Here is a 19,790-nt window from a genome sequence, read left to right on the forward strand (position 1 = left end):
AAGTGCGGGGTAGTTCTTTTAAATGATTTTTATTTAAGAAAATGGAACAAGCTGATTTCGCACGGCATATATGACTGCTTGTGAACGGCTTTTTACATTCAGTTTTCTGAAAATCTTATTAATATGGATTTTAACTGTCTTATCACTGATATATAGAGCTTCAGCAATTTCCTTATTGCTAAGACCTTTAACCAATTCAAACAGTATTTCTTTTTCACGCTCTGTTAGTTCATTTTCATTTGATTCTGATTTCGTTTGCTGATGATATGTAATCAACTTTTTAGTCATACGCGGATGAATCACAGAATCTCCTTGTAATACCATTCGGATTGCCGCCACTACCTGCTCGGATGATGAATCCTTCAGTAAATAACCGTCTGCACCTGCCCGAAGAGCAGCCATCAAGTATTCATCATGTTCATACATAGTCAATACGAGAACACGGCAGTTCGGATACTGATCTTTCACGAGTGCTGTAGCCTCAATACCATTTTTTCCTGGTAAATTAATATCCATTAAGATACAATCAGGCCTACACTCTTCCACTTTTTTTACTACTTCATCCCCGGAAACAGCTTCTCCAACTACTCGCATATCAGATTCGAGTTCCAATATACTTCGAATTCCATCACGCAAAACAGTATGATCATCCACTACTAATATTCGAATCATGATAATCCTCCCCCATTTCTGAATCTGGAATTAACAATGTGATTTCTGTCCCTTTTCCTGCTGAACTATCAATCTGAAGGACAGCCCCTAGCTGTTCAGCCTGTTCATTCATATGTAATATACCATAGTGCGGCTCATGCTTTGCTTTAATCATCGATTCAAAAAGAGAAAAACCAATTCCGTTATCCTTTACCTTTAAAAGTACATGTTCCCGTTGATAGCTTAATAAAATGTCAACTTTATCTGCCTTTGCATGCTTTATAATGTTCTGCAAGCTCTCCTGCAAAGTATCGAAGATAACTCGTTCTTTCGTAAAACTAAGTTTTCGAGAACGGCCTCTTTCATGATATGTAATGGCTAGACCATATTCTTGTTTTAAGGATTGAACTTTATTTATAATTGCTTGTTTTAGTCCTAATCTTTGTGTTGGATATGGCTTTAAAGCATAAATAGAATAACGAACTTCACTTAAACTCTTCCGTAATTTTTTTATGCTTGTATCTACCACTTGCTGCATGTCTTTTGGTCGATCTGCATATTTTTTCTGAGCTGACTCCATCTGAAATATCACTCCGGCCAATGCTTGTGCGATTCCATCGTGGATTTCACGAGCAATTCGATTTCTTTCTTCTAAAATCGTTCTTTTTTCCTGTTCAGAAATGAGTGTCCGTGTTTTAAGCAAGCTACCTAATTGATTGGCAAACGTAGCTAAAGTTTGCACATCTTCAGTAATAAAACTCGCACTCCTGCTTTTCCCTGCCACAAACATTCCAACTAATTCATGATTTACCTTAAGAGGTAAATACACAAGAGAGCGCATCGTATTTTCAAACACTTCATCTCCCGGAGCCATACCTGTTTTCCAATCAGTAACAACAACAGTTTCTGATATCTCTTCAAACTCCTTATGTAGGTCAGAATAATTAGAAATATCACGATGTACTTTTCCATCCTTTAATAAAAGTGTCCATTTCTCTTCATCTTTCGCCCATAAAACATATGCCTGTATTCCTAGAAATCCTTTCAGTGATTGTTTCATCTGCTGTAAGTTGCCGGCAGATAGTCCACGACTTAATTCCGTCGTAATGGAAAAAAGCTTATATAATCGTTCTTTTTCCACCCGTATTTGTCTAACGAAAGAGCTAATGATACAGATTGCCACAAGCGGGAAAAAGAAGAACAGGACCATAATTTCATCCATCACTCCGCGATATCGGTAATCTAACATGTGTATCAGTGAAGAATAAAATAAACAAAAACTCAAACTCAAGAGTACTAACATATTCTTTTTACGCCACTCTTCTAGTGGATAGGGCTGAGGAAGCAGTATGATTAAAAGATCGTAAAATAAACTGTTAAAAAGGCAAAGGAATGCGCTGAATAAAAACAAAATTATGAATTTTTCATATAAAAATGAAAGATTCATTCCAGAAATAAACAATGAGAAACATCCACTGGAAAACCATTCTGCCAATACGATACTAAGAGCAAGTTGCGCACAATTAAATACCGTCCTTTGCATAGGTAATCGGCGCAACAATTGGATACATAACATCACACCCACACACGAAACAACAGTTATATGTATTCCAAACTGCCAATTCATTGTATAAATAAGCGTAAGACTGAGTGTGATCCCCCCTCTCCAAATGCGGATAGGAAAATACTCAGTAATTCCCATAAACATAATTAACAACAAAAGTAGTATAAAATGGGAAGGCATTTCACTTAAAAATAAGGAAATGACAACAGCAATTAAACCAAGAAAAGAGATAGAATAAATATAAAAACTAGCTACTTTCTCTCTCATAGAAGTAAAATCTATCTTTTTCAAAACGATCCCTCCCTCAAAAAATTTATTACCATCATTATCTAATAAAAAACCGGCACTGGCAAAATGAGAATGTTCCCATTAGCCAATCACCGGTTGTGCACTGTCCCTTAGAAGGGGTGACACAATATTAGTATAAAACAGGACTCTCCATTCAGCTACCCATCAAATGTTATATTTGTAAATATATTCTATGTCTATCGTATAGAACTAAAGATGTATATGAATCAATTTCATAACAAAAAACTCCCTTCAACTAGACAGAGGGAGTTGATTACACACTTATAAAATTTCGTTTACTAAATGATACATAAGGTGAAATATCGCTTTATTTCTATATTCATTATATCAAAAAGACATATAAACAAACAGACTTGTAATAAAAACCCATAAAAATTAATATATGGTTATACAGTAATTTTTACTGTACGATGATTTTAAGAAATTCCCCTTAAAATCAACTTACTCACATACCTTTATACAGTAATTGTTCCCCAATTTCTGTATATCAAAAAAACCTTTCATTCATTTAAAAGGTTTTTTTGAGCCTGTACATACTCTTCTTTCGTATTCACATTCATAAACCAATCTGCATTCGCTTGTACATCTTCTCCAGCAACATATTTCACATTACATTGTGATAAAAGCTGCCCCATACTTCTTTTCTCTTCTTGAAGTAAAGTGTAAATCTTCTCTTTCACACGGTTATGATACGCTGCAAGTAACGGCTGTTTTCTTCCATTAATAATAGGTACAACCGCATCATACTCATCACTCGTTTGCTTTAATAAAATAGGAAACCACTCTTTTGAAACATTTGGCGCATCGCAAGGCATAATCACGTACCAATCTGCTTCGATATATTCCATTCCTGATACAATTCCAGCAAGTGGACCGTTTCCTTTATAATGCGGAATATCTTCTATAACAGGAACTTGTACGAATTGCTCTACTCGCTCTTTTATATCGGAGTGACTAATGACTACAACTTCTTGCATCGCAGTTATCATCCCTTTTAAAATATGCTCAATAAAAGTACTCCCTTGCCAGCTCGCCAACGCTTTCGGTTCACCGAATCTACTCGACATACCACCCGCTAATACAATTCCAGCAAACTTACTCATTGGCGATGCAACTCAAATGTAATATGACCTAATTCCGGTAAAATTAACTTATTCATTGCAAGACGAACTGCTCCGCTAGACCCTGGCATTGAGAAGACTACTTTGCGTCCAATTGTGCCGCCGATTGCTCTACTTAACATGGCGCTACTTCCGATATCTTCCAAATAACTAATCATGCGGAACAACTCACCAAATCCGACAATTTCTTTATCTAATAGAACTGATACTGCTTCAATTGTGACATCACGCTTCGTAATACCAGTACCGCCATTCGTTAATACAACATCTACATCTTCCTTATGATAGCCAGCTAACACTGCTTGCTGAATGCTTTCTTTATCATCTTTTACAATTTCATAAGAAGTCACTGTATGGCCTGCTTCTTTTAACAATTCATGTAATAATTGTCCACTCTTATCTGTCTCTTCCGTACGCGTATCAGAAATCGTAACGATCTTGCAGCGCACTTCTTTTGGCGCTTGTTTTTTATGTTCGGTTACGCTCATTTTTCATCTTTCCTTTCATTTAACTTTGTAAAATTATGTATAAATTAAAGAATTCAATATGATACAATATAAGTATATTTATCCATATAAAGGAGTTTTTTTATGTTTTATAACATAAAACGATATGTACCTATTATACCATTCCTTATTATTTTATCCCTGTTTCAATGCATCGCTTACGGATTTGATATAAATTTCTTAAAATTGTATGTACTGATGCCTGATGGTGGTATTCGTTACTATTTGACTAGCACGGCCATTCCACTTGCCCTTGCCTATATAGTAGATTTTATTTTTAAGCGTTCTATTTCTAAATAAGGAGGTCTACCTATTATGGAACTTTATAAAAAATTAACAACAACATTCATCCTCTTATTCGTCGCTTCCATTACTGTTGGCTTTTCTCTAAAAGGAGCAATTCCATACGCCACATTAGTGAGCATTATATTCGCAACACTCTTCTTACTGAGCAGTGCATTTTGCGCGGGCAAAGCACGTCAAATGAAAGGTTGATCTCACATGTTTCAAAAAAAGCCAACTGTTTGTAAATCATGTGAAAAAGAAATACAAACGTACGAAAAAGCATGGATTCATATGCCCTTTCCAGGAAGCGGCATGACGAATATGAAAAAGTATATTGAGCTAGAAGGAAAAACATATTGTAATTCATGTATCCAAATAATAAGTAAAACAAAATAAAAAAAGCTTTGCGCTCACCGCGCAAAGCTTTTTTTCATATATTATAGACCAGCTTGCTCTTTTAAAGCTGCAGCTTTGTCTGTACGTTCCCATGATAGATCTACATCAGTACGTCCGAAGTGGCCGTAAGCTGCTGTTTGCTTGTAAATTGGGCGACGTAAGTCTAGCATTTTAATAATACCAGCTGGGCGAAGATCGAAGTTGTTACGAACTAGTTCTACTAGTACGTCTTCAGATACTTTACCAGTGCCAAATGTATCAACTGAAATTGATACTGGTTGTGCTACGCCGATTGCGTATGCAAGTTGTACTTCTGCTTTTTCAGCAAGACCAGCTGCTACGATGTTTTTCGCAACATAACGAGCTGCATATGCTGCAGAACGGTCAACTTTCGTTGCATCTTTACCAGAGAATGCACCGCCACCGTGGCGAGCGTATCCACCGTAAGTATCAACGATGATTTTACGTCCTGTTAAACCAGCATCACCTTGAGGTCCACCAATTACGAAGCGACCAGTTGGGTTAATGAAGAATTTCGTTTCTCCATCCATTAATTCAGCTGGAACTACAGCTTTAATTACATGTTCTTTTAAATCGCGATCGATTTCTTCCCATGTAACATCTGGATGATGTTGTGTAGAAATTACAATTGTATCTACACGTACAGGTTTACCATTTTCATCATACTCAACTGTAACTTGCGTTTTTCCATCCGGACGTAAGTATGATAATGTGTCATCTTTACGTACTTCAGTTAAACGGCGAGCTAATTTGTGAGCAAGCGAGATTGGAAGTGGCATTAATTCTTGTGTTTCATTACATGCGAAGCCAAACATTAAACCTTGGTCTCCCGCACCAATTGCCTCAATCTCAGCGTCAGTCATTAGACCTTCGCGTGCTTCTAGCGCTTGGTCAACACCCATAGCGATGTCAGCAGATTGCTCATCGATAGATGTTAAAACTGCACAAGTTTCTGCATCGAATCCATATTTTGCGCGTGTGTAACCAATGCCTTGAATTGTTTCACGAACGATTTTCGGAATATCTACATAAGTAGAAGTCGTAATTTCCCCCGCTACCAATACTAAACCAGTTGTTACAGTTGTTTCACAAGCTACACGTGCATTTGCGTCCTTTGATAAGATCGCATCTAAAATTGAATCAGAAATTTGGTCACAAATTTTATCTGGATGTCCTTCAGTTACAGACTCAGATGTGAACAGATGACGTTTTTTTGTCATGTGGTAAACCTCCCTACAGTAATTGTATATATTGTACGGAACTCATCCTTAATTTGCCACAAACTGCGACATACATTTATTCTCCCACACAAGCATACAGAAAAACCTTTCCCACTTAACATAGAGGAAAGGTTTAATTTGCTACTTGCATACTGCTTTTTGCCCTTTGCTCTTATCGTTCGAGACCATTAGCCTCGCACAGGTTTTAGCACCTATTCACCTGTATTTACCACTACAAGTGAGGTTGCTGGGCTTCATCGGGCCTGTCCCTCCGCCAGCTCGGGATAAGAGAGTATCCGTCCCAACCTATACTAAAGAAATGATATTCATTTGTCAATTAATATTCACATTTTCCTAAAAGTTTTTCTCCATAAGTATAGAATGAAATATAAATAAGGAAATAATACATTCACACAAACAAAAATAAATAAATAGTATACATTATTTATATAATTGTGTTATACTCTTGCTAGGGATTACGAGAGAAATATTTCATTAAATGAAAAGGATGGTATATAAATATGAGTACTGTGAATGTCCAAATTGGTTTACATGAATTATTGAACGGAAGCAATGCACAGATTCAATTAAGTGTTCCGCAATTAGTGGAAAAAGTATTAATGCGAAATGAAGGGAAATTAACTTCTACTGGTGCAGTTTCTGCTTCAACAGGAAAATACACAGGACGTTCTCCTAAAGATAAATTTATTGTGAAAGAAGCATCGGTTGCTGACAAAATTGCTTGGGGTGCAGTGAACCAACCGATTTCTGAAGAACATTTTAATAAATTATATACGAAAGTTTTAGAATACTTAAAGGAAAAAGAAGAGTTATTCGTCTTCAAAGGATTTGCCGGCGCTGACCGTAACTATCGCCTACCAATTCAAGTTGTTAACGAATACGCATGGCATAATTTGTTCGTACACCAATTATTTATTCGTCCAACTGAAGAAGAATTAACAAATCATGAATCAGAATTTACAATTGTTTCTGCACCGAACTTTAAAGCAGATCCAGCAATTGACGGTACAAATTCTGAAGCATTCATTATGGTTTCATTCGAAAAACGTATCGTACTGATCGGTGGTACAGAATACGCTGGTGAAATGAAAAAATCAATCTTCTCTATCATGAACTTCTTACTACCTGAACAAGATATTCTTTCTATGCATTGCTCTGCAAACGTAGGCGAAGAAGGCGACGTAGCACTATTCTTCGGTTTATCTGGAACAGGTAAAACAACATTATCTGCTGATCCAAACCGTAAATTAATCGGGGATGATGAGCATGGCTGGTCTGATAACGGCGTATTCAATATTGAAGGCGGTTGCTATGCGAAATGTGTAAACCTTTCTCATGAGAAAGAACCACAAATCTTCGATGCAATCAAATTCGGTTCAGTTTTAGAAAACGTTGTCATTAATGACCAAACACGTATCGCTGACTATAACGATACTACTTTAACAGAAAATACACGTGCTGCATACCCTATGCATGCGATTGACAATATCGTACTGCCAAGTGTTGCAGGACATCCAAATACAATTATTTTCTTAACTGCTGATGCATCTGGCGTATTGCCTCCAATCAGTAAGTTATCAAAAGAGCAAGCTATGTACCACTTCTTAAGCGGTTATACTAGTAAATTAGCGGGAACAGAGCGCGGTGTTACATCTCCGCAAGCTACATTCTCAACTTGCTTCGGTTCACCATTCTTACCACTTGATGCATCTCGCTATGCTGAAATGCTTGGTGAAAAAATCGAGAAACATGATGCGAAAGTATTCTTAGTAAACACTGGCTGGACTGGTGGCGAATACGGCATTGGTAAGCGTATGAACTTAGGTTACACTCGTGCAATGATTCAAGCAGCGCTAAGCGGCGAACTTGCAAAAGCTGAAACAGCTAAACATGACATCTTCGGTCTTGAAGTTCCACTTCACGTACCAGGCGTACCTGACGAAGTGTTAATGCCTGAACAAACTTGGGATGATAAAGCTGCTTACAAAGTAAAAGCACTTGAACTTGCAAATGAATTCAAAGAGAACTTCAAAAAGTTCGAAAGCGTTTCTGAAGACATTATTAACTTAGGCGGTCCAATCGCTTAATTACAAGTTTTCTGTTGAAATAACCCTTTACTCATATGAATAAGTGTCGTGTAACCGTAAAGTTTCGCGTACTCACCGACAAAACCCAATGCGGCTTAACGGTTACACACACTTACATAAAAAAGAAGCTTACGTTTGCACGTAAGCTTCTTTCTTTATATTTTTCATATTATATACTTAGATTTTCACACATACAAATCACAGCTTCAGACATATAAACTATCTTCCCACTCACTACATCCTTCCGGTTTTACACGGCATGGGGCGAAAATAAGCCCTAACCGCTTCTACCCATCGCTGGATCATCCCGTCTACAAAACCCAATTTATATACTCGGATTTTCAAACATACAAATCACAGCTTCGAACACATAAATTATTTTCCTACTCACTACATCCCTCTGGTCTCACACCGCATGAGGCTAAAATAAGCCCTAACCGCTTCTACCCATCGCTGGATCATCCCATCTACAAAAAACCAATTTATATACTTAGATTTCCACACATGCAAATCATGGCTTCGAACATATAAACTATTTTCCCACTCACTACATCCTTCTGGTTTTACGCCGCATGGGAACAAAAAAGGCTCTGACCGCTTCTATCCAACGCTGGATCCTCTGTTCCATCTAAAAAAGAAGCTCTTTTAGCTCTTCGTTAATTCCTTCTCATCCTTCATGCTGTAGTAACCTAAATTAACAACGATTAAGAAATAACCGCCCATAATCCCTACTGCGAATGCCCACATAACCATATGGTGCTCAATTTCGTACATAATCACAGCGCCCAAAATGGCAGCTGCAAAACGATTGAACATACCGAGCGTCGGTGCTTTCGTCTTCTTTACAATACTATCTCCAAGCTTCTCAATCCGTCTTCCTAAAAGCCAAACACAGTACATACTTACAATAAGTCCAATTCCAGCACCTAAAAAATGCGCTGAAAATGGTGTTAACATCCAGCCTAGTAATAGAATAGCTAGTAAATAATACGATTGAATTTTAAACGATTTTAATGACATACTAATCATGCTGTACTCCTCTTCAGTAGTTTTCATCTATCCAACAAAAGCTGTATAACTCATTTTTTCGAGCTCATACTACTTAAAAATCCATTTCACTCAAATTAAAAACAACATAAACACGCTGTTTATGTTGTTTAAATGTTTTTATGAAATAATATTATACAAGATTTTAAACATCATACCCTCATAATTTGTGACGTTTTTCCAAACATTTTTCGTCCATTTATGAAAAAAGTGATATCAATCTATGAAAATACGGATATGATGTAATAAGCACACAAATAAAGGGGGCGTCTAATGACTTATTTTTTAATGGCTCTCATTCACCTCATTGTCCCTGCACTTATTGGACTTTCATTGTATTGGTACACAAAAAAACATAGTATTTTCTACGCTGTCCTCGGTGTCCTTCTTCCAGGCATTATTCTTATTACACTCTTCCGTCTTCCATTTTTAAACTTAATTCCACTTATTACTGCGATCTTATTTCTTATCTTCTTACCAAAAATAAAAAAATAGGAAAGCAGATCATTGGTGATCTGTTTTCCTATTTTGATATAGGTTCCCCCGCAGTAGCATGTACTTGTACCCTCTCTGATTTCACAAACCATAGACCGAAGAAAATGATAATTCCACCGATTATTTGTTGTAACGATACATATTCTTTTGTCCATACTGCAGCAAATAAAACAGCTACAAGCGGTGTAATATACATATATACCATCGTATGTGATGCTCCAATTTTTTGGATACCAACATACCACATCACTAAACCGAATACTGTTACAAAGAAAATAGAATATAGTAAGGCAAATAGTGTCATTCCGTGTGTAATGTGAAATGGCATGACAAATACATGTGGACCACTTAACAATACAAGCGGAATCGCTCCAACTAATGCCGACCATGCTGTAACACGAAGTGCTGAATATTTTTCAATTAATGGCCCTGCTAAAACGGGATAAAGCCCCCAACATATCGATGTAATTAGCCCAATTCCATTTCCGTAAAAAGAACTAGCGAGTGAATGCCCGGCTACTAAAACTAATGCAGCACCGGCAAAGGCAATGATAGAACCAATGAACTTTCGAGAAGAAAACTTTTCTTGTTTCAAGAAAATCGCAAATACAGTTGTAAAAATTGGTGAAATAGAAATGAGTAAAGAGGCATTTGTAGCGGATGTATATTTAACAGTTTCCATAAATAGCGTTTGATACAGTACAATCCCTACAACGCTAACAATGATTAATCTTGGTATATCTTTTCGCTCCATGTAAAGCGACTTTTCAATAAAAAATGTAAGTAATAACAGTAGTGGTGCCGCAGCCATCATTCGAAGCGCGGTAAACTCAATTGCGGTAAATTCTAAAAGTCCGTATTTTGCAATCGTATAGTTAATGCCCCAAATAATAACAACACTTAAAATTAATAATTCAATTCCCCATCTTCTCATGCGTATCCCCTCCGCAAAGAGTATTATACAGAAAATTCAATCATATGTACATTTCATTGTATTAAGTAGCTCATTTGGTAAACGAAATTATATCGGCGATTCAAAAAGGAATATCGATTTATCAACAAAAAAGAAAATAGTAACACCTTATATAATTAAAGAAGACCGCTTCAAAAATATTTTTGAACGGTCTTTTCTTTGTTACACTCGAACGTGTAACTTCATATTTGGATTATAAAACTGGCTCGGGCTTTTCAGCTGAAAAGTCCCTCCACCTTCATGCCAATCAACCGTTAACTTATCATCCATAAATACAAGCTTTGTACGATCTGCGATAAAGCTAAGTGTACTTGATTCAATATCTACATCACGCTCATCTTTTTCTGCTACAGCTACTAAATCGATAATTCCGCTCATAACACAACCGCAACCTTCATTATCGTAAAATAACTTTATATATTTCGCTTCGCTTGGAATCGTATCCATAATCTTTTTATATGCTGCTTCTGTTACAGTAACGTACATACGTCAATCTTCATCCTCTCTTCTCTTATCATTCATATATTGTACCATCATTTTTCTCGAAAATTATATAAAGTGAGCCTTCAATCAGTGACTCCCACATCACTCTCTCGTATCCACAAAGTTTGAAGATGGTCCGCAAATAGCGGGATAAAAAAAGGCCTCGCTACCGAGGCCAAAAAAATTACAAATAAATTAAAACAAATAACAGACAACTTTATTATACACTCTCATCATTATAATGCCGCACTTCCATCTACAAAAAAGAAAACACTCTCAAATAAGTGATTTCCCTTTTTAAATATTTTATCATTATGTCGGCAACATGATCTCAACAGTCGTTCCAACTCCAACTTCACTTTCAAAACTCATCTTACCGTTGTGGTCTTTAATAATTTTCTCTGTAACTACCAATCCTAAGCCTGTTCCAGTTTCTTTCGTTGTATAAAAAGCTTCATAGAGCTTTGGAATTTTATCTTTAGGAATGCCGCAGCCCTCATCTTTTATTTGAATGATAATAACATCTTCTACTAATACTTTTACAGTAATATTCCCACCAACTGGCATTGCTTCAATAGCATTTTTTATTAAATTAAAAAATACTTGTTTCAATCGTTTTTCATCGCATGTAATTGGAGGGATATCTTTACTATAAATAGCCTGTATGTGTACGCCTTGTTCTACTGCTGGCTTTTCCATAACTCGGATAACATACGAGATAATTTCTTTTATATTATAAGTTTCTGCTTCAATTGATTTAGATTTCTCAAATCCACTTAGCTCTGTAGCAATGGTATAAATTCGCTCTATTTCTTGCTTCATAATATCACTATAAATCTTATCTTCTGGATGCTTTTTTGCTTGCTTATCCACTAGTTTTTTCATTTTTTCTAGAGGTCTTCTAATTTTATAGCCAATTACTGTCGCCATTTGTCCAACTGTCGCTAGTTTTTTTACATTTTGTATTTCTTTATCCATCATTTCAAGTGTGCGAACATAGGACTGGAATCTTAAAAATATAATCCAGCATATAATAACAAACCCACTGCATAATGCCATTGGAATAAGAACAATAAAAGATTGAACAACAAATCCCATCAGTGCATATTTTCCAACAATAATTCCGGCAACTAACCAAAAGTATCTTTTATTCACAAAGATTGGTGCAAATAAAATAAAGAAGCCTTCTACTAGATTACCGCTATCAAATTCCGCATCACTTCCGTAATAAATAATGAAGTTATTAATAAAATCCAATATATTATAGCCAATTAAAATAATATACTTCACAACATACGGATTTTTCCATTTCAAAAAATAAAGTCCGATAAAGAATAATCCAACCATCAAACTATATAGCCCTACACCTAATCCTTCTCCTAAAACATCTGCTAGTTTTTGATTTTCATCGGATAAAAGGACAACAGCCTTTGCAGCAAAATCGTACACAAAAAATATAACAAAGAATAAGCTTAAAAATATTTTTAACGCCTTTATTTCTTCTTTTTTAAATATATAGCCTTCATTCATATGATAGCTCCTTTAACAACACCTCTTAATCTTGTATCCTATTATCCTCAAGTTTTTTCGGAAGCAGTATTTCTACCCTCGTTCCTTTCTGTACTTGACTAGAAATATGTAATTCTCCAAGATGTTCTTTAATAATTCGCTCCGCTACTGTAAGACCTAATCCAACTTTATCTTGCTTTGTTGTATAAAAGGCTTCTGTAACTCTTCCTAAATTCTCTTTTTTTATCCCGAAACCACTATCTACTATACTAACTAGTACGTAATCCATTTTTTTATCTTCAACTTGTATTTGTAATACTCCGCCATGTTCCATTGCCTCTAAGGCATTTTTGATAATGTATAAAAAGACACCTTTTAACTTCCTTTTATCACATTCTATTTCACTTTTATTATGCTCTTCATCAAAAGTTAAATTTATATGTGACTCTTTCATTTTTTCATGCATATGTTCTACTGCCTGCACTAAAACATCACTTACAATATGTTTTTCATATACAGAAGGTTTACATGTAGCAACCTCCATTAATTCACTAACCATATTATTCATATTTTCTATTTCAGTAATCATTTGTCCATAGGTTGCATCTTTTTCATGTTTCTCTTTTTGTAATTGTGTAAAGCCTTTTAATGAAGCAAGTGGATTTTTAATTTCATGTCCCACTGTCGCTGCCATTTTTCCGACAACCGCCAACTTTTGTGCCTGACTAGCCTCTGCAATACTTTTCTTTACCGCTGAAAAATATTGTAAAAAACGGTTTAACATAATATACGCTACAAAAAGCAACACTATATTTATAATTAGCGCAATAAACAAATTAAGTTCATCAAATACAAATAGGTATATCATATATTTTCCTATAAGAAACGGAGCTAACATAAATACATATCGTTTACTTAAAAATATCGGCACGAAGAAAATGAAAACAAATTCGATTATATTCCCTTCATCAAAAGCTATTTTATTATTAAAAGCATACCATCCAATATTAAAACTCTCTGCAATCACGTACGCAAATAAATATATATATTTAACTAAATGTGCTTTTCCTTGCTCAAATACGTACACACCTATACCTAATATTGTCATAATATATGTAATCTTCCAGAGTCCTTTATGCCAATCTCCTAACGGGATTGTGTCTTCTAACATAAATGCATATGAAACCTCGTAAACAATTAAAATAACATGCAATGTCCACAAGAAAATTTTAGCATTTTTCTTTTCTTCTTTAGCTGTTAAAAAGCTTTCTTTCACCTCAACACCCCTTCAAAATGATATTTCGAAGAATATACCATTGAATATACCATTGAATATACCATTATTATAATAAATGATTTTTCATAGACACACAAAAATAAATCGTACAATTAAGGAAAATCTCCCCAACACTGTAATATCACCATGCTATATGTACGCATAAAACTAACAAAATATAATACGTATATTATGGGAGGTGTTTTATATGGACGGTAAAAAAATAAAAAGACAGAACAACTCCAATCCTTTACACGTGAAAATGAAGGAAAAGAGATGACAACAAATACAGGTGTTAAAATTTCAAATGATGAAAACTCTTTAACCGTCGGCGATTGTGGACCTACCCTTCTAGAAGATTTCCTTATGCGAGAAAAGCTTGCTCATTTTGACCGTGAACGAATTCCTGAAAGAGTCGTTCATGCACGTGGATACGGAGCACATGGCGTTTTCTAACTATATGAATCCTTAGAAGAGCTAACCATGGCCCACTTTTTACAAGATCCTTCAAAAGAAACACCGCTTTTGGGATAGAGCATTTTAATACACAAAAGGGGGATACTTCATGTTTGTTACCGTCGAAAAAGATGTGCATATTTTCGTGCAAGATGTTAATCCTGGTCCTGGTAGTAAGACTGTTTTCTTCGTCCATGGATGGCCTTTAAATCACCAAATGTACCAATATCAACTCAATGTTTTACCAGAGCGCGGTTTTCGCTGCATCGCCATGGATATACGCGGAAATGGGCAATCTGATAAACCATGGACTGGTTACACATATGATCGATTAGCCGATGATATCGCAATTGTTCTAGAAGCACTCCAAGTAGATAACGCCACGTTAGTCGGTTTCTCAGTCGGCGGTGCTCTTTCCATTCGATACATGTCTCGCTATAACGGTCGCCGCATTTCTAAGCTTGCTTTAATTGATGCTGTCTCCCCCTCTTTCGTTAAAAATCAAGAATCTCCTTACGGTGTATCAAAAGAACAAGCAGACACCCTTATTAATCAAATGTATGCAAATTTACCTAAATTTTTAAATGATGTATCCTTATCATTTTTTAATAGAAACTTAGGCTCTGCTACGTTAGAATGGTTTTCTTATCTCGGTATGCAGTCTGCTTCTTATGCTCTCATCAAAATCTTACAAGCAGCCGCAAGCGAAGACGTAACGAAAGATTTAAGTAAAATTAACGTCCCAACAAAAATATTCCACGGTGTTCATGATCAACTGATTCCCTACAAAAGTGCCGAACTCACGCAACAAAGGATTAAAAATTCTCAGCTATATGCTCTTACAAATAGTGGTCATGGCTCCCCAATCGATCAAGCAGATGAATTAAATAAAGAACTTATAAAATTTTTAAATTCATAGTTCCTTTACATAAAAAAAGAATTTGCCCTTACGGCAAATTCTTTTTTTCTAGCTACCTTTTTCTATCGGTTTGGAAGTTACTGGAATGAATAATGATTTATCGATTTCCTTCTTCTCCTCTTTTAATTCATATCGCGTCTTCTTTTTCTTCCTATCCATAGAGTAGAGCTTTCCTTCCTGCTCTTTCTTTATCCCTTTAATCATCAAATGTAAAACGAATATCGAAACAGTAAAAAATAATAGTGGCGCAATGACAATCCACGGCGCTGTTAGCAGTTCGTTTTTGTTTAGTCCAATTAAACCTGCCCATTCATTCGTAAGCGAGAATGGCTTCTGTGTTTCATAATCTACACCTCTTCCGCCAATTAAAATCCCGAAAAATGCCAAATGAATTAATAGCGTAAATAATTGAACAAACTGCTGTAAAAAAAGAACGAGAAGAATTTCTTTTAAATACAACCATATATGTTTTCTAATAATACGAAACCTTGAAGCACCTAATATTCTCGACGTTGTAACAAACTCATTTTTCATAAATAAATTAATTTCTTGATTCACATAAAGAATAACAGCTGGTAACAGTGCAAAACAAAGAACAGCAAACTGCTTTATAATGATATCCATATTAAAACCCGTTAGTTGACTGTGAAACATGAGTGGGAACATCCACAAAATTGCCCATAACACTGTCGGAATAAAGAAATATACTTTACATACTTTTTGAAAGAAACTTTGAACTATAGATGGTGTATGCGATAATGCTACACCTAATATCGTACCGAGAAATACTTGTACAACACATATGCCAAATACAAATAAAATGGTAAACTTTGCCCCTACTAATAATTGAAAAAATAAATTAAAACCGTTACGATCTGTACCGAGTGGTGGTATTGTTAGTGGGCTAAACGGCGCTGCAGCAACAACATCCCCATTCGCATCTTTTAACCAGATTGTCTTACTCATATATAAGTCCTTACCAAACCACGTAATAAGATAACTAATTACAACGATCCCTACAAAGTAAAGGACACCAAACCAAAAACGTTTGGAGCGAAATTTTCTATATATCATGAGAAGCTCCTCCTGTAATACGATTCACCCTGTAATGCACAATAGTAAATAGAATATAAAATGGAACAAATAATAAAAGAATCCACCATGCCATCGTTAAAGGATTTAAGGAACCCGGCTTTAACAAGAAAGACATATATCCCGAAATATTAAATGCCCCCTCTACCATTAAGAGACTTGAAATCATGAACAAGAACAGCGGCTGCAAGTGATTTAATAGATGATACATGATATTACGTAATAAATGCACGTAGAGTATATACTTATCACTCAATCCTTTCGCACGGGCGAATTCCACATACGGCTTATTCTTTTCTTCCATTAAAAATAAAACGATAATACGGAAAAAATGAAGGGTTGGAACGATTGTCATACAAATAATAGGTAAGAAATAGGCACGTTCATCATTAAACGCATAAATGGTAATAATGCGATATCCTGTCTGTTTATAAATCCATACAACAAATAATTGTAAACTAAAAATTAATAATAAATCCGGAACTGATTCTATTAAAATTAAACAACGCTCAATCCAATTTTTAATTTTAGAAGAAACTAATAAGTACACGAATGAAAGTCCAACCGAAAGAACAATTGTTAAAGCTGTAGCGATAAAAAGAATGCTCATCGAATACTTATAAGGTTCAATAATACCTTCAAAAAAAGGAGCTGGGCGCATCGTAGTCATATTAATATGTGCAATGTCCTTTGGGGAGGCTAATTTCTCTAAATATGTAATAAAATCAAGACTATTCCCTAAAAACAAAGAGAATGGTAAATAGCTTACTGTAAGGATAACTGCGATACTAATAAGAAATTCTATTATTTTCCCACCAAGAAACTTCTTCAACATCTCACCCCTTTTTACAATTTTTTAAGTTCTCATTCATTTTAATTGATTTTTCCGATAATTTAAACTATATATGAAAAGTACTTTCCTAAAATCAAATTTTTAACTAGAAATTAAAGGGATTTATTATAGCTCTTTAATCAATAATTTTAAAAGAGGTGATAATTCACACATTTCTCACAAATCAACAAATAATACGATTACATTTTCATATATACTAAAGGCACAGGTAATACTCCCTAAACCCAGCTTGTCTGGTTACCCCGTTAAATACTATAAAAAAAGAACTTGTACCATGATACAAGTTCTTTTTGTTTCTTCTATTTAAAGAGTATATCTTTACTATACTGCTTTCCAGCGAGTAAATCATATTGGATCATTTTATACTGCTCTAGCATTTCTTTTTGTTTCTTAGTTAAATCTTTTATCTCTTCTCCATTTTTATTAACCTTTAATTCATCTCTAAGTACTGGTATTTCTTTATGCATTTCTGATAAAAATTGGTAGTACGGTGATTTATTTAATCCTGCATAATCAAAAACAAGATTAGAGAAATAAATTGGACTTACTAAACCTAAATTATCATTTGGCAAATCAAAATTTGCATACATTAACAAAGGTGTTTCTGCCATAGCTAATCTTTCACTTACAGTTTCTTCGTTATCTATATATCCTGCTTCTTTATAAATAGACTTATTAGTCCCTAACAAAGGCAAATGGTCTCCGAAGAAAACTACTAAAGTAGGTCTTTCTAAATCGTCAAGCTGCTCTACTAAATATTGCAGCGCTTCATCCGACAGTCTTACGCCTTCCGTATATGCTTCTAATTCCGCCTTCGATTCCTCTTCTGTTAACCCACTAATTTCTATTTTATTTTCTCCAAACATATTTGGTGTATATGGAAAATGATTTTGCATCGTCACCGCATGAATAAACGTCGGTTGTTTTCTCTTATTCAATTCATCTATTATTTCTTTACTCATAGATAAATCACCGATATTGTCTCCCACTACTTCTGTGTTTTTCATCGTGTCTTCTGCATTAAAATTATCGAATCCCAATGTTTTATATACATCGTCTCTTTTATAAAACGATCGATTAAAAGCATGAATGGCACTTGCATAGTACCCTTGTTTTTTCAATTCACTTGCAATAGATGGAATTTCTTTCTGACTTGGAATGGCTTGTTGATACGGTATAGAACCAGGCATTAAAAGACTCATCGAGTAACTCGTTAATGCTTCAAATTCTGTATTCGCTGTATTTCCTCCAAATGTAGGGGAAATCGTTTGTCCCCCTGGAAAATTCTCCATATAATGATGTAAATTTGGCACTGGATCTTCGCTAAACGAAAGATTCGTTAATTTTGTCGGATCCCAAAAAGCTTCACTCATAATAAATACAATATTCGGCTTCTCTACTTTTTTTTGTGCACTTATATTACTGCTATATTGTTTCTCTATATTCTTTGCAATTTGCTGCATATTTTCCTTTGAATATTCCTCAGGCTCTTTGATGACTGTCGTATCTAAGTTACTTATAAATCCTAAAACAAAACCATTCACATTATAATTTGCAGCTTGATTCCACGCACGAATGTCTACCCCACCTTTTTGGAATAAATTATTCATAAAGGTATTAGGATAATTACTATATGCATACACCATAAACGCAGATCCACATACTAAAATAATCCTTATAATAATATGAGATTTTATAACTGGAATGTACTTTCGTATATACATAACTACACATATAAGCAACCCAATACCAACTATTACGAGAAACATATTCCAAAAACTAAAGGATTCCATAACCATCGGTATAACGGAATCCATATGAGCGATCTGTGTGAAATCAGACGGATAAAATGGCTCTCCTCTAAACATGATTTTAAAATAGTTCACCATCACAAAAACAAGTAAGACTACACTAGTTATCGTTGTACTTAAGAAAATTCTTCCAAGCAAACTATACACAAAAATATATACCATATAAATAAACAATAGACTTAACATATACTGTCCATATTGTAAATAAACCCACGTATTTACTGATAGAAGATTCATATTTTCCTGTATCATAATATACAACCAATTCATTGTATGCGCGATTAAAAATAATAAGACGTAAACTCGAATAGCCGGCCTAAGCTTATGACTGATACCTTTATTTAAATGAATGGTGTAGAGTAGTACACCCCACAAAACAGTAATGAGTATACTGAGTTGTATTTTCCCATTAAAAAATTCCTTAGTTCTCTCGAATTCGAAAGACCTTAGCATAACAAAAAATAACGTTTCTAAACAAATTGCCCACATTCCACTCAGAATGATTGAAATTAATAGGTTATTTTTCGGTTGCTGAGCCGAGAAACTAAAATGAAATTCATCTCTTCTTCGTTGCTGTGTTAAAACATTAAAACGCAATTTATTCCCTCTTTCCTTTACCCCTTCGCCTCGCATCAGCAAACATACTGTCCTATACAAAATACCATATTTGTATGCATTTAGTCTCACGTTGTGTT

19 protein-coding genes, 1 pseudogene and 1 riboswitch are annotated in these 19,790 nt (G+C 35.0%); of the genes and pseudogenes, 7 read left to right on the forward strand and 13 right to left on the reverse strand.

The genetic code is table 11. The features are described 5' to 3' along the window. Nucleotides 1-33 precede the first annotated feature (33 nt). From COC96_RS13785 to COC96_RS13800, 4 genes are all read right to left on the reverse strand, one after another. Complete coding sequence (locus tag COC96_RS13785) at nt 34-672, reverse strand: response regulator (protein WP_098269401.1); 639 nt, start codon at nt 670-672, stop codon at nt 34-36. Then, entirely contained in the window at nt 647-2,506 is a 1,860-nt protein-coding gene (locus COC96_RS13790) for a GAF domain-containing sensor histidine kinase (RefSeq protein ID WP_098269402.1), read from the reverse strand. The genes COC96_RS13785 and COC96_RS13790 overlap by 26 nt, the downstream gene beginning before the upstream one ends. Nucleotides 2,507-3,024: 518 nt before the next feature. After that, nucleotides 3,025-3,627, reverse strand: coding sequence for a molybdenum cofactor guanylyltransferase (locus COC96_RS13795; RefSeq protein WP_098269403.1), 603 nt, complete (start codon nt 3,625-3,627; stop codon nt 3,025-3,027). Further along, nucleotides 3,624-4,133: a MogA/MoaB family molybdenum cofactor biosynthesis protein gene (locus COC96_RS13800; RefSeq protein WP_098269404.1), complete on the reverse strand. Its 510-nt coding sequence runs from the start codon at nt 4,131-4,133 to the stop codon at nt 3,624-3,626. Before COC96_RS13800 ends, COC96_RS13795 begins: the two co-directional genes overlap by 4 nt. A 102-nt stretch (nt 4,134-4,235) precedes the next feature. Here COC96_RS13800 and COC96_RS13805 point away from each other — a divergent pair, with 102 nt between their 5' ends. Genes COC96_RS13805 through COC96_RS13815 form a run of 3 tightly spaced genes read left to right on the forward strand, consistent with a single transcriptional unit; the run spans nt 4,236 to nt 4,832 of the window. Further along, the gene (locus tag COC96_RS13805; protein ID WP_098269405.1) at nt 4,236-4,451 is read left to right on the forward strand and encodes a hypothetical protein; all 216 of its coding nucleotides are present in this window, start codon (nt 4,236-4,238) and stop codon (nt 4,449-4,451) included. Between the two features lie 15 nt (nt 4,452-4,466). Next, the gene (locus COC96_RS13810) at nt 4,467-4,646 is read left to right on the forward strand and encodes a hypothetical protein (protein WP_000424805.1); all 180 of its coding nucleotides are present in this window, start codon (nt 4,467-4,469) and stop codon (nt 4,644-4,646) included. Nucleotides 4,647-4,652: 6 nt separating this feature from the next. Beyond that, nucleotides 4,653-4,832 carry a hypothetical protein gene (locus COC96_RS13815; RefSeq protein WP_098269406.1) on the forward strand — a complete coding sequence of 60 codons (180 nt, stop codon included), beginning with the start codon at nt 4,653-4,655 and terminating at the stop codon, nt 4,830-4,832. Between the two features lie 41 nt (nt 4,833-4,873). Here the strand turns inward: COC96_RS13815 and metK are convergent, their stop codons facing one another. Beyond that, nucleotides 4,874-6,073: a methionine adenosyltransferase gene (gene metK / locus COC96_RS13820; RefSeq protein ID WP_088232311.1), complete on the reverse strand. Its 1,200-nt coding sequence runs from the start codon at nt 6,071-6,073 to the stop codon at nt 4,874-4,876. A 169-nt stretch (nt 6,074-6,242) separates the two neighbouring features. Next, nucleotides 6,243-6,364, reverse strand: a riboswitch (SAM riboswitch). Nucleotides 6,365-6,594: 230 nt separating this feature from the next. Here metK and pckA point away from each other — a divergent pair. Next, nucleotides 6,595-8,181 (forward strand): phosphoenolpyruvate carboxykinase (ATP), encoded by a 1,587-nt coding sequence (gene pckA, locus COC96_RS13830; protein WP_098269407.1) that lies wholly within the window; start codon nt 6,595-6,597, stop codon nt 8,179-8,181. Nucleotides 8,182-8,826: 645 nt separating this feature from the next. On the opposite strand, the gene COC96_RS13835 is transcribed toward pckA, so the two are convergent. Further along, nucleotides 8,827-9,210, reverse strand: coding sequence for an ATP synthase subunit I (locus COC96_RS13835; protein ID WP_098269408.1), 384 nt, complete (start codon nt 9,208-9,210; stop codon nt 8,827-8,829). 291 nt (nt 9,211-9,501) lie between these two features. Between COC96_RS13835 and COC96_RS13840 the strand changes: the two genes are divergently transcribed. Then, nucleotides 9,502-9,723, forward strand: coding sequence for a hypothetical protein (locus COC96_RS13840; RefSeq protein ID WP_097904695.1), 222 nt, complete (start codon nt 9,502-9,504; stop codon nt 9,721-9,723). 28 nt (nt 9,724-9,751) lie between these two features. Here COC96_RS13840 and COC96_RS13845 read toward each other — a convergent pair whose 3' ends face one another. From COC96_RS13845 to COC96_RS13860, 4 genes are all read right to left on the reverse strand, one after another. Beyond that, nucleotides 9,752-10,657 (reverse strand): DMT family transporter, encoded by a 906-nt coding sequence (locus tag COC96_RS13845; protein ID WP_098768926.1) that lies wholly within the window; start codon nt 10,655-10,657, stop codon nt 9,752-9,754. A 201-nt stretch (nt 10,658-10,858) separates the two neighbouring features. Beyond that, entirely contained in the window at nt 10,859-11,182 is a 324-nt protein-coding gene (locus tag COC96_RS13850; RefSeq protein WP_098269410.1) for an iron-sulfur cluster biosynthesis family protein, read from the reverse strand. Nucleotides 11,183-11,491: 309 nt separating this feature from the next. Beyond that, nucleotides 11,492-12,709 carry an ATP-binding protein gene (locus COC96_RS13855; protein WP_098269411.1) on the reverse strand — a complete coding sequence of 406 codons (1,218 nt, stop codon included), beginning with the start codon at nt 12,707-12,709 and terminating at the stop codon, nt 11,492-11,494. Nucleotides 12,710-12,734: 25 nt separating this feature from the next. After that, on the reverse strand, nt 12,735-13,964 hold the full coding sequence (locus COC96_RS13860) for an ATP-binding protein (protein ID WP_098269412.1): 1,230 nt from the start codon (nt 13,962-13,964) through the stop codon (nt 12,735-12,737). 219 nt (nt 13,965-14,183) lie between these two features. Here COC96_RS13860 and COC96_RS13865 point away from each other — a divergent pair. Together COC96_RS13865 and COC96_RS13870 are read left to right on the forward strand one after the other, a co-directional pair. After that, nucleotides 14,184-14,489: pseudogene (locus COC96_RS13865) on the forward strand (catalase); the annotation flags it as partial. A gap of 40 nt (nt 14,490-14,529) precedes the next feature. Next, entirely contained in the window at nt 14,530-15,339 is an 810-nt protein-coding gene (locus COC96_RS13870; protein ID WP_098269413.1) for an alpha/beta fold hydrolase, read from the forward strand. Nucleotides 15,340-15,387: 48 nt separating this feature from the next. On the opposite strand, the gene COC96_RS13875 is transcribed toward COC96_RS13870, so the two are convergent. The 3 genes from COC96_RS13875 to COC96_RS13885 form a co-directional block, all read right to left on the reverse strand. Continuing rightward, a complete protein-coding gene (locus tag COC96_RS13875) occupies nt 15,388-16,413 on the reverse strand; it encodes an ABC transporter permease subunit (RefSeq protein ID WP_098269414.1) in 1,026 nt (341 codons plus the stop codon). Beyond that, entirely contained in the window at nt 16,403-17,263 is an 861-nt protein-coding gene (locus COC96_RS13880; RefSeq protein WP_098269415.1) for an ABC transporter permease subunit, read from the reverse strand. Before COC96_RS13880 ends, COC96_RS13875 begins: the two co-directional genes overlap by 11 nt. A gap of 320 nt (nt 17,264-17,583) precedes the next feature. Then, the gene (locus tag COC96_RS13885) at nt 17,584-19,728 is read right to left on the reverse strand and encodes an LTA synthase family protein (protein ID WP_142340002.1); all 2,145 of its coding nucleotides are present in this window, start codon (nt 19,726-19,728) and stop codon (nt 17,584-17,586) included. Nucleotides 19,729-19,790: the final 62 nt, after the last annotated feature.

This window comes from Bacillus cereus, assembly GCF_002577405.1.
GTDB classification, from domain to species: Bacteria; Bacillota; Bacilli; order Bacillales; family Bacillaceae_G; genus Bacillus_A; species Bacillus_A cereus_AU.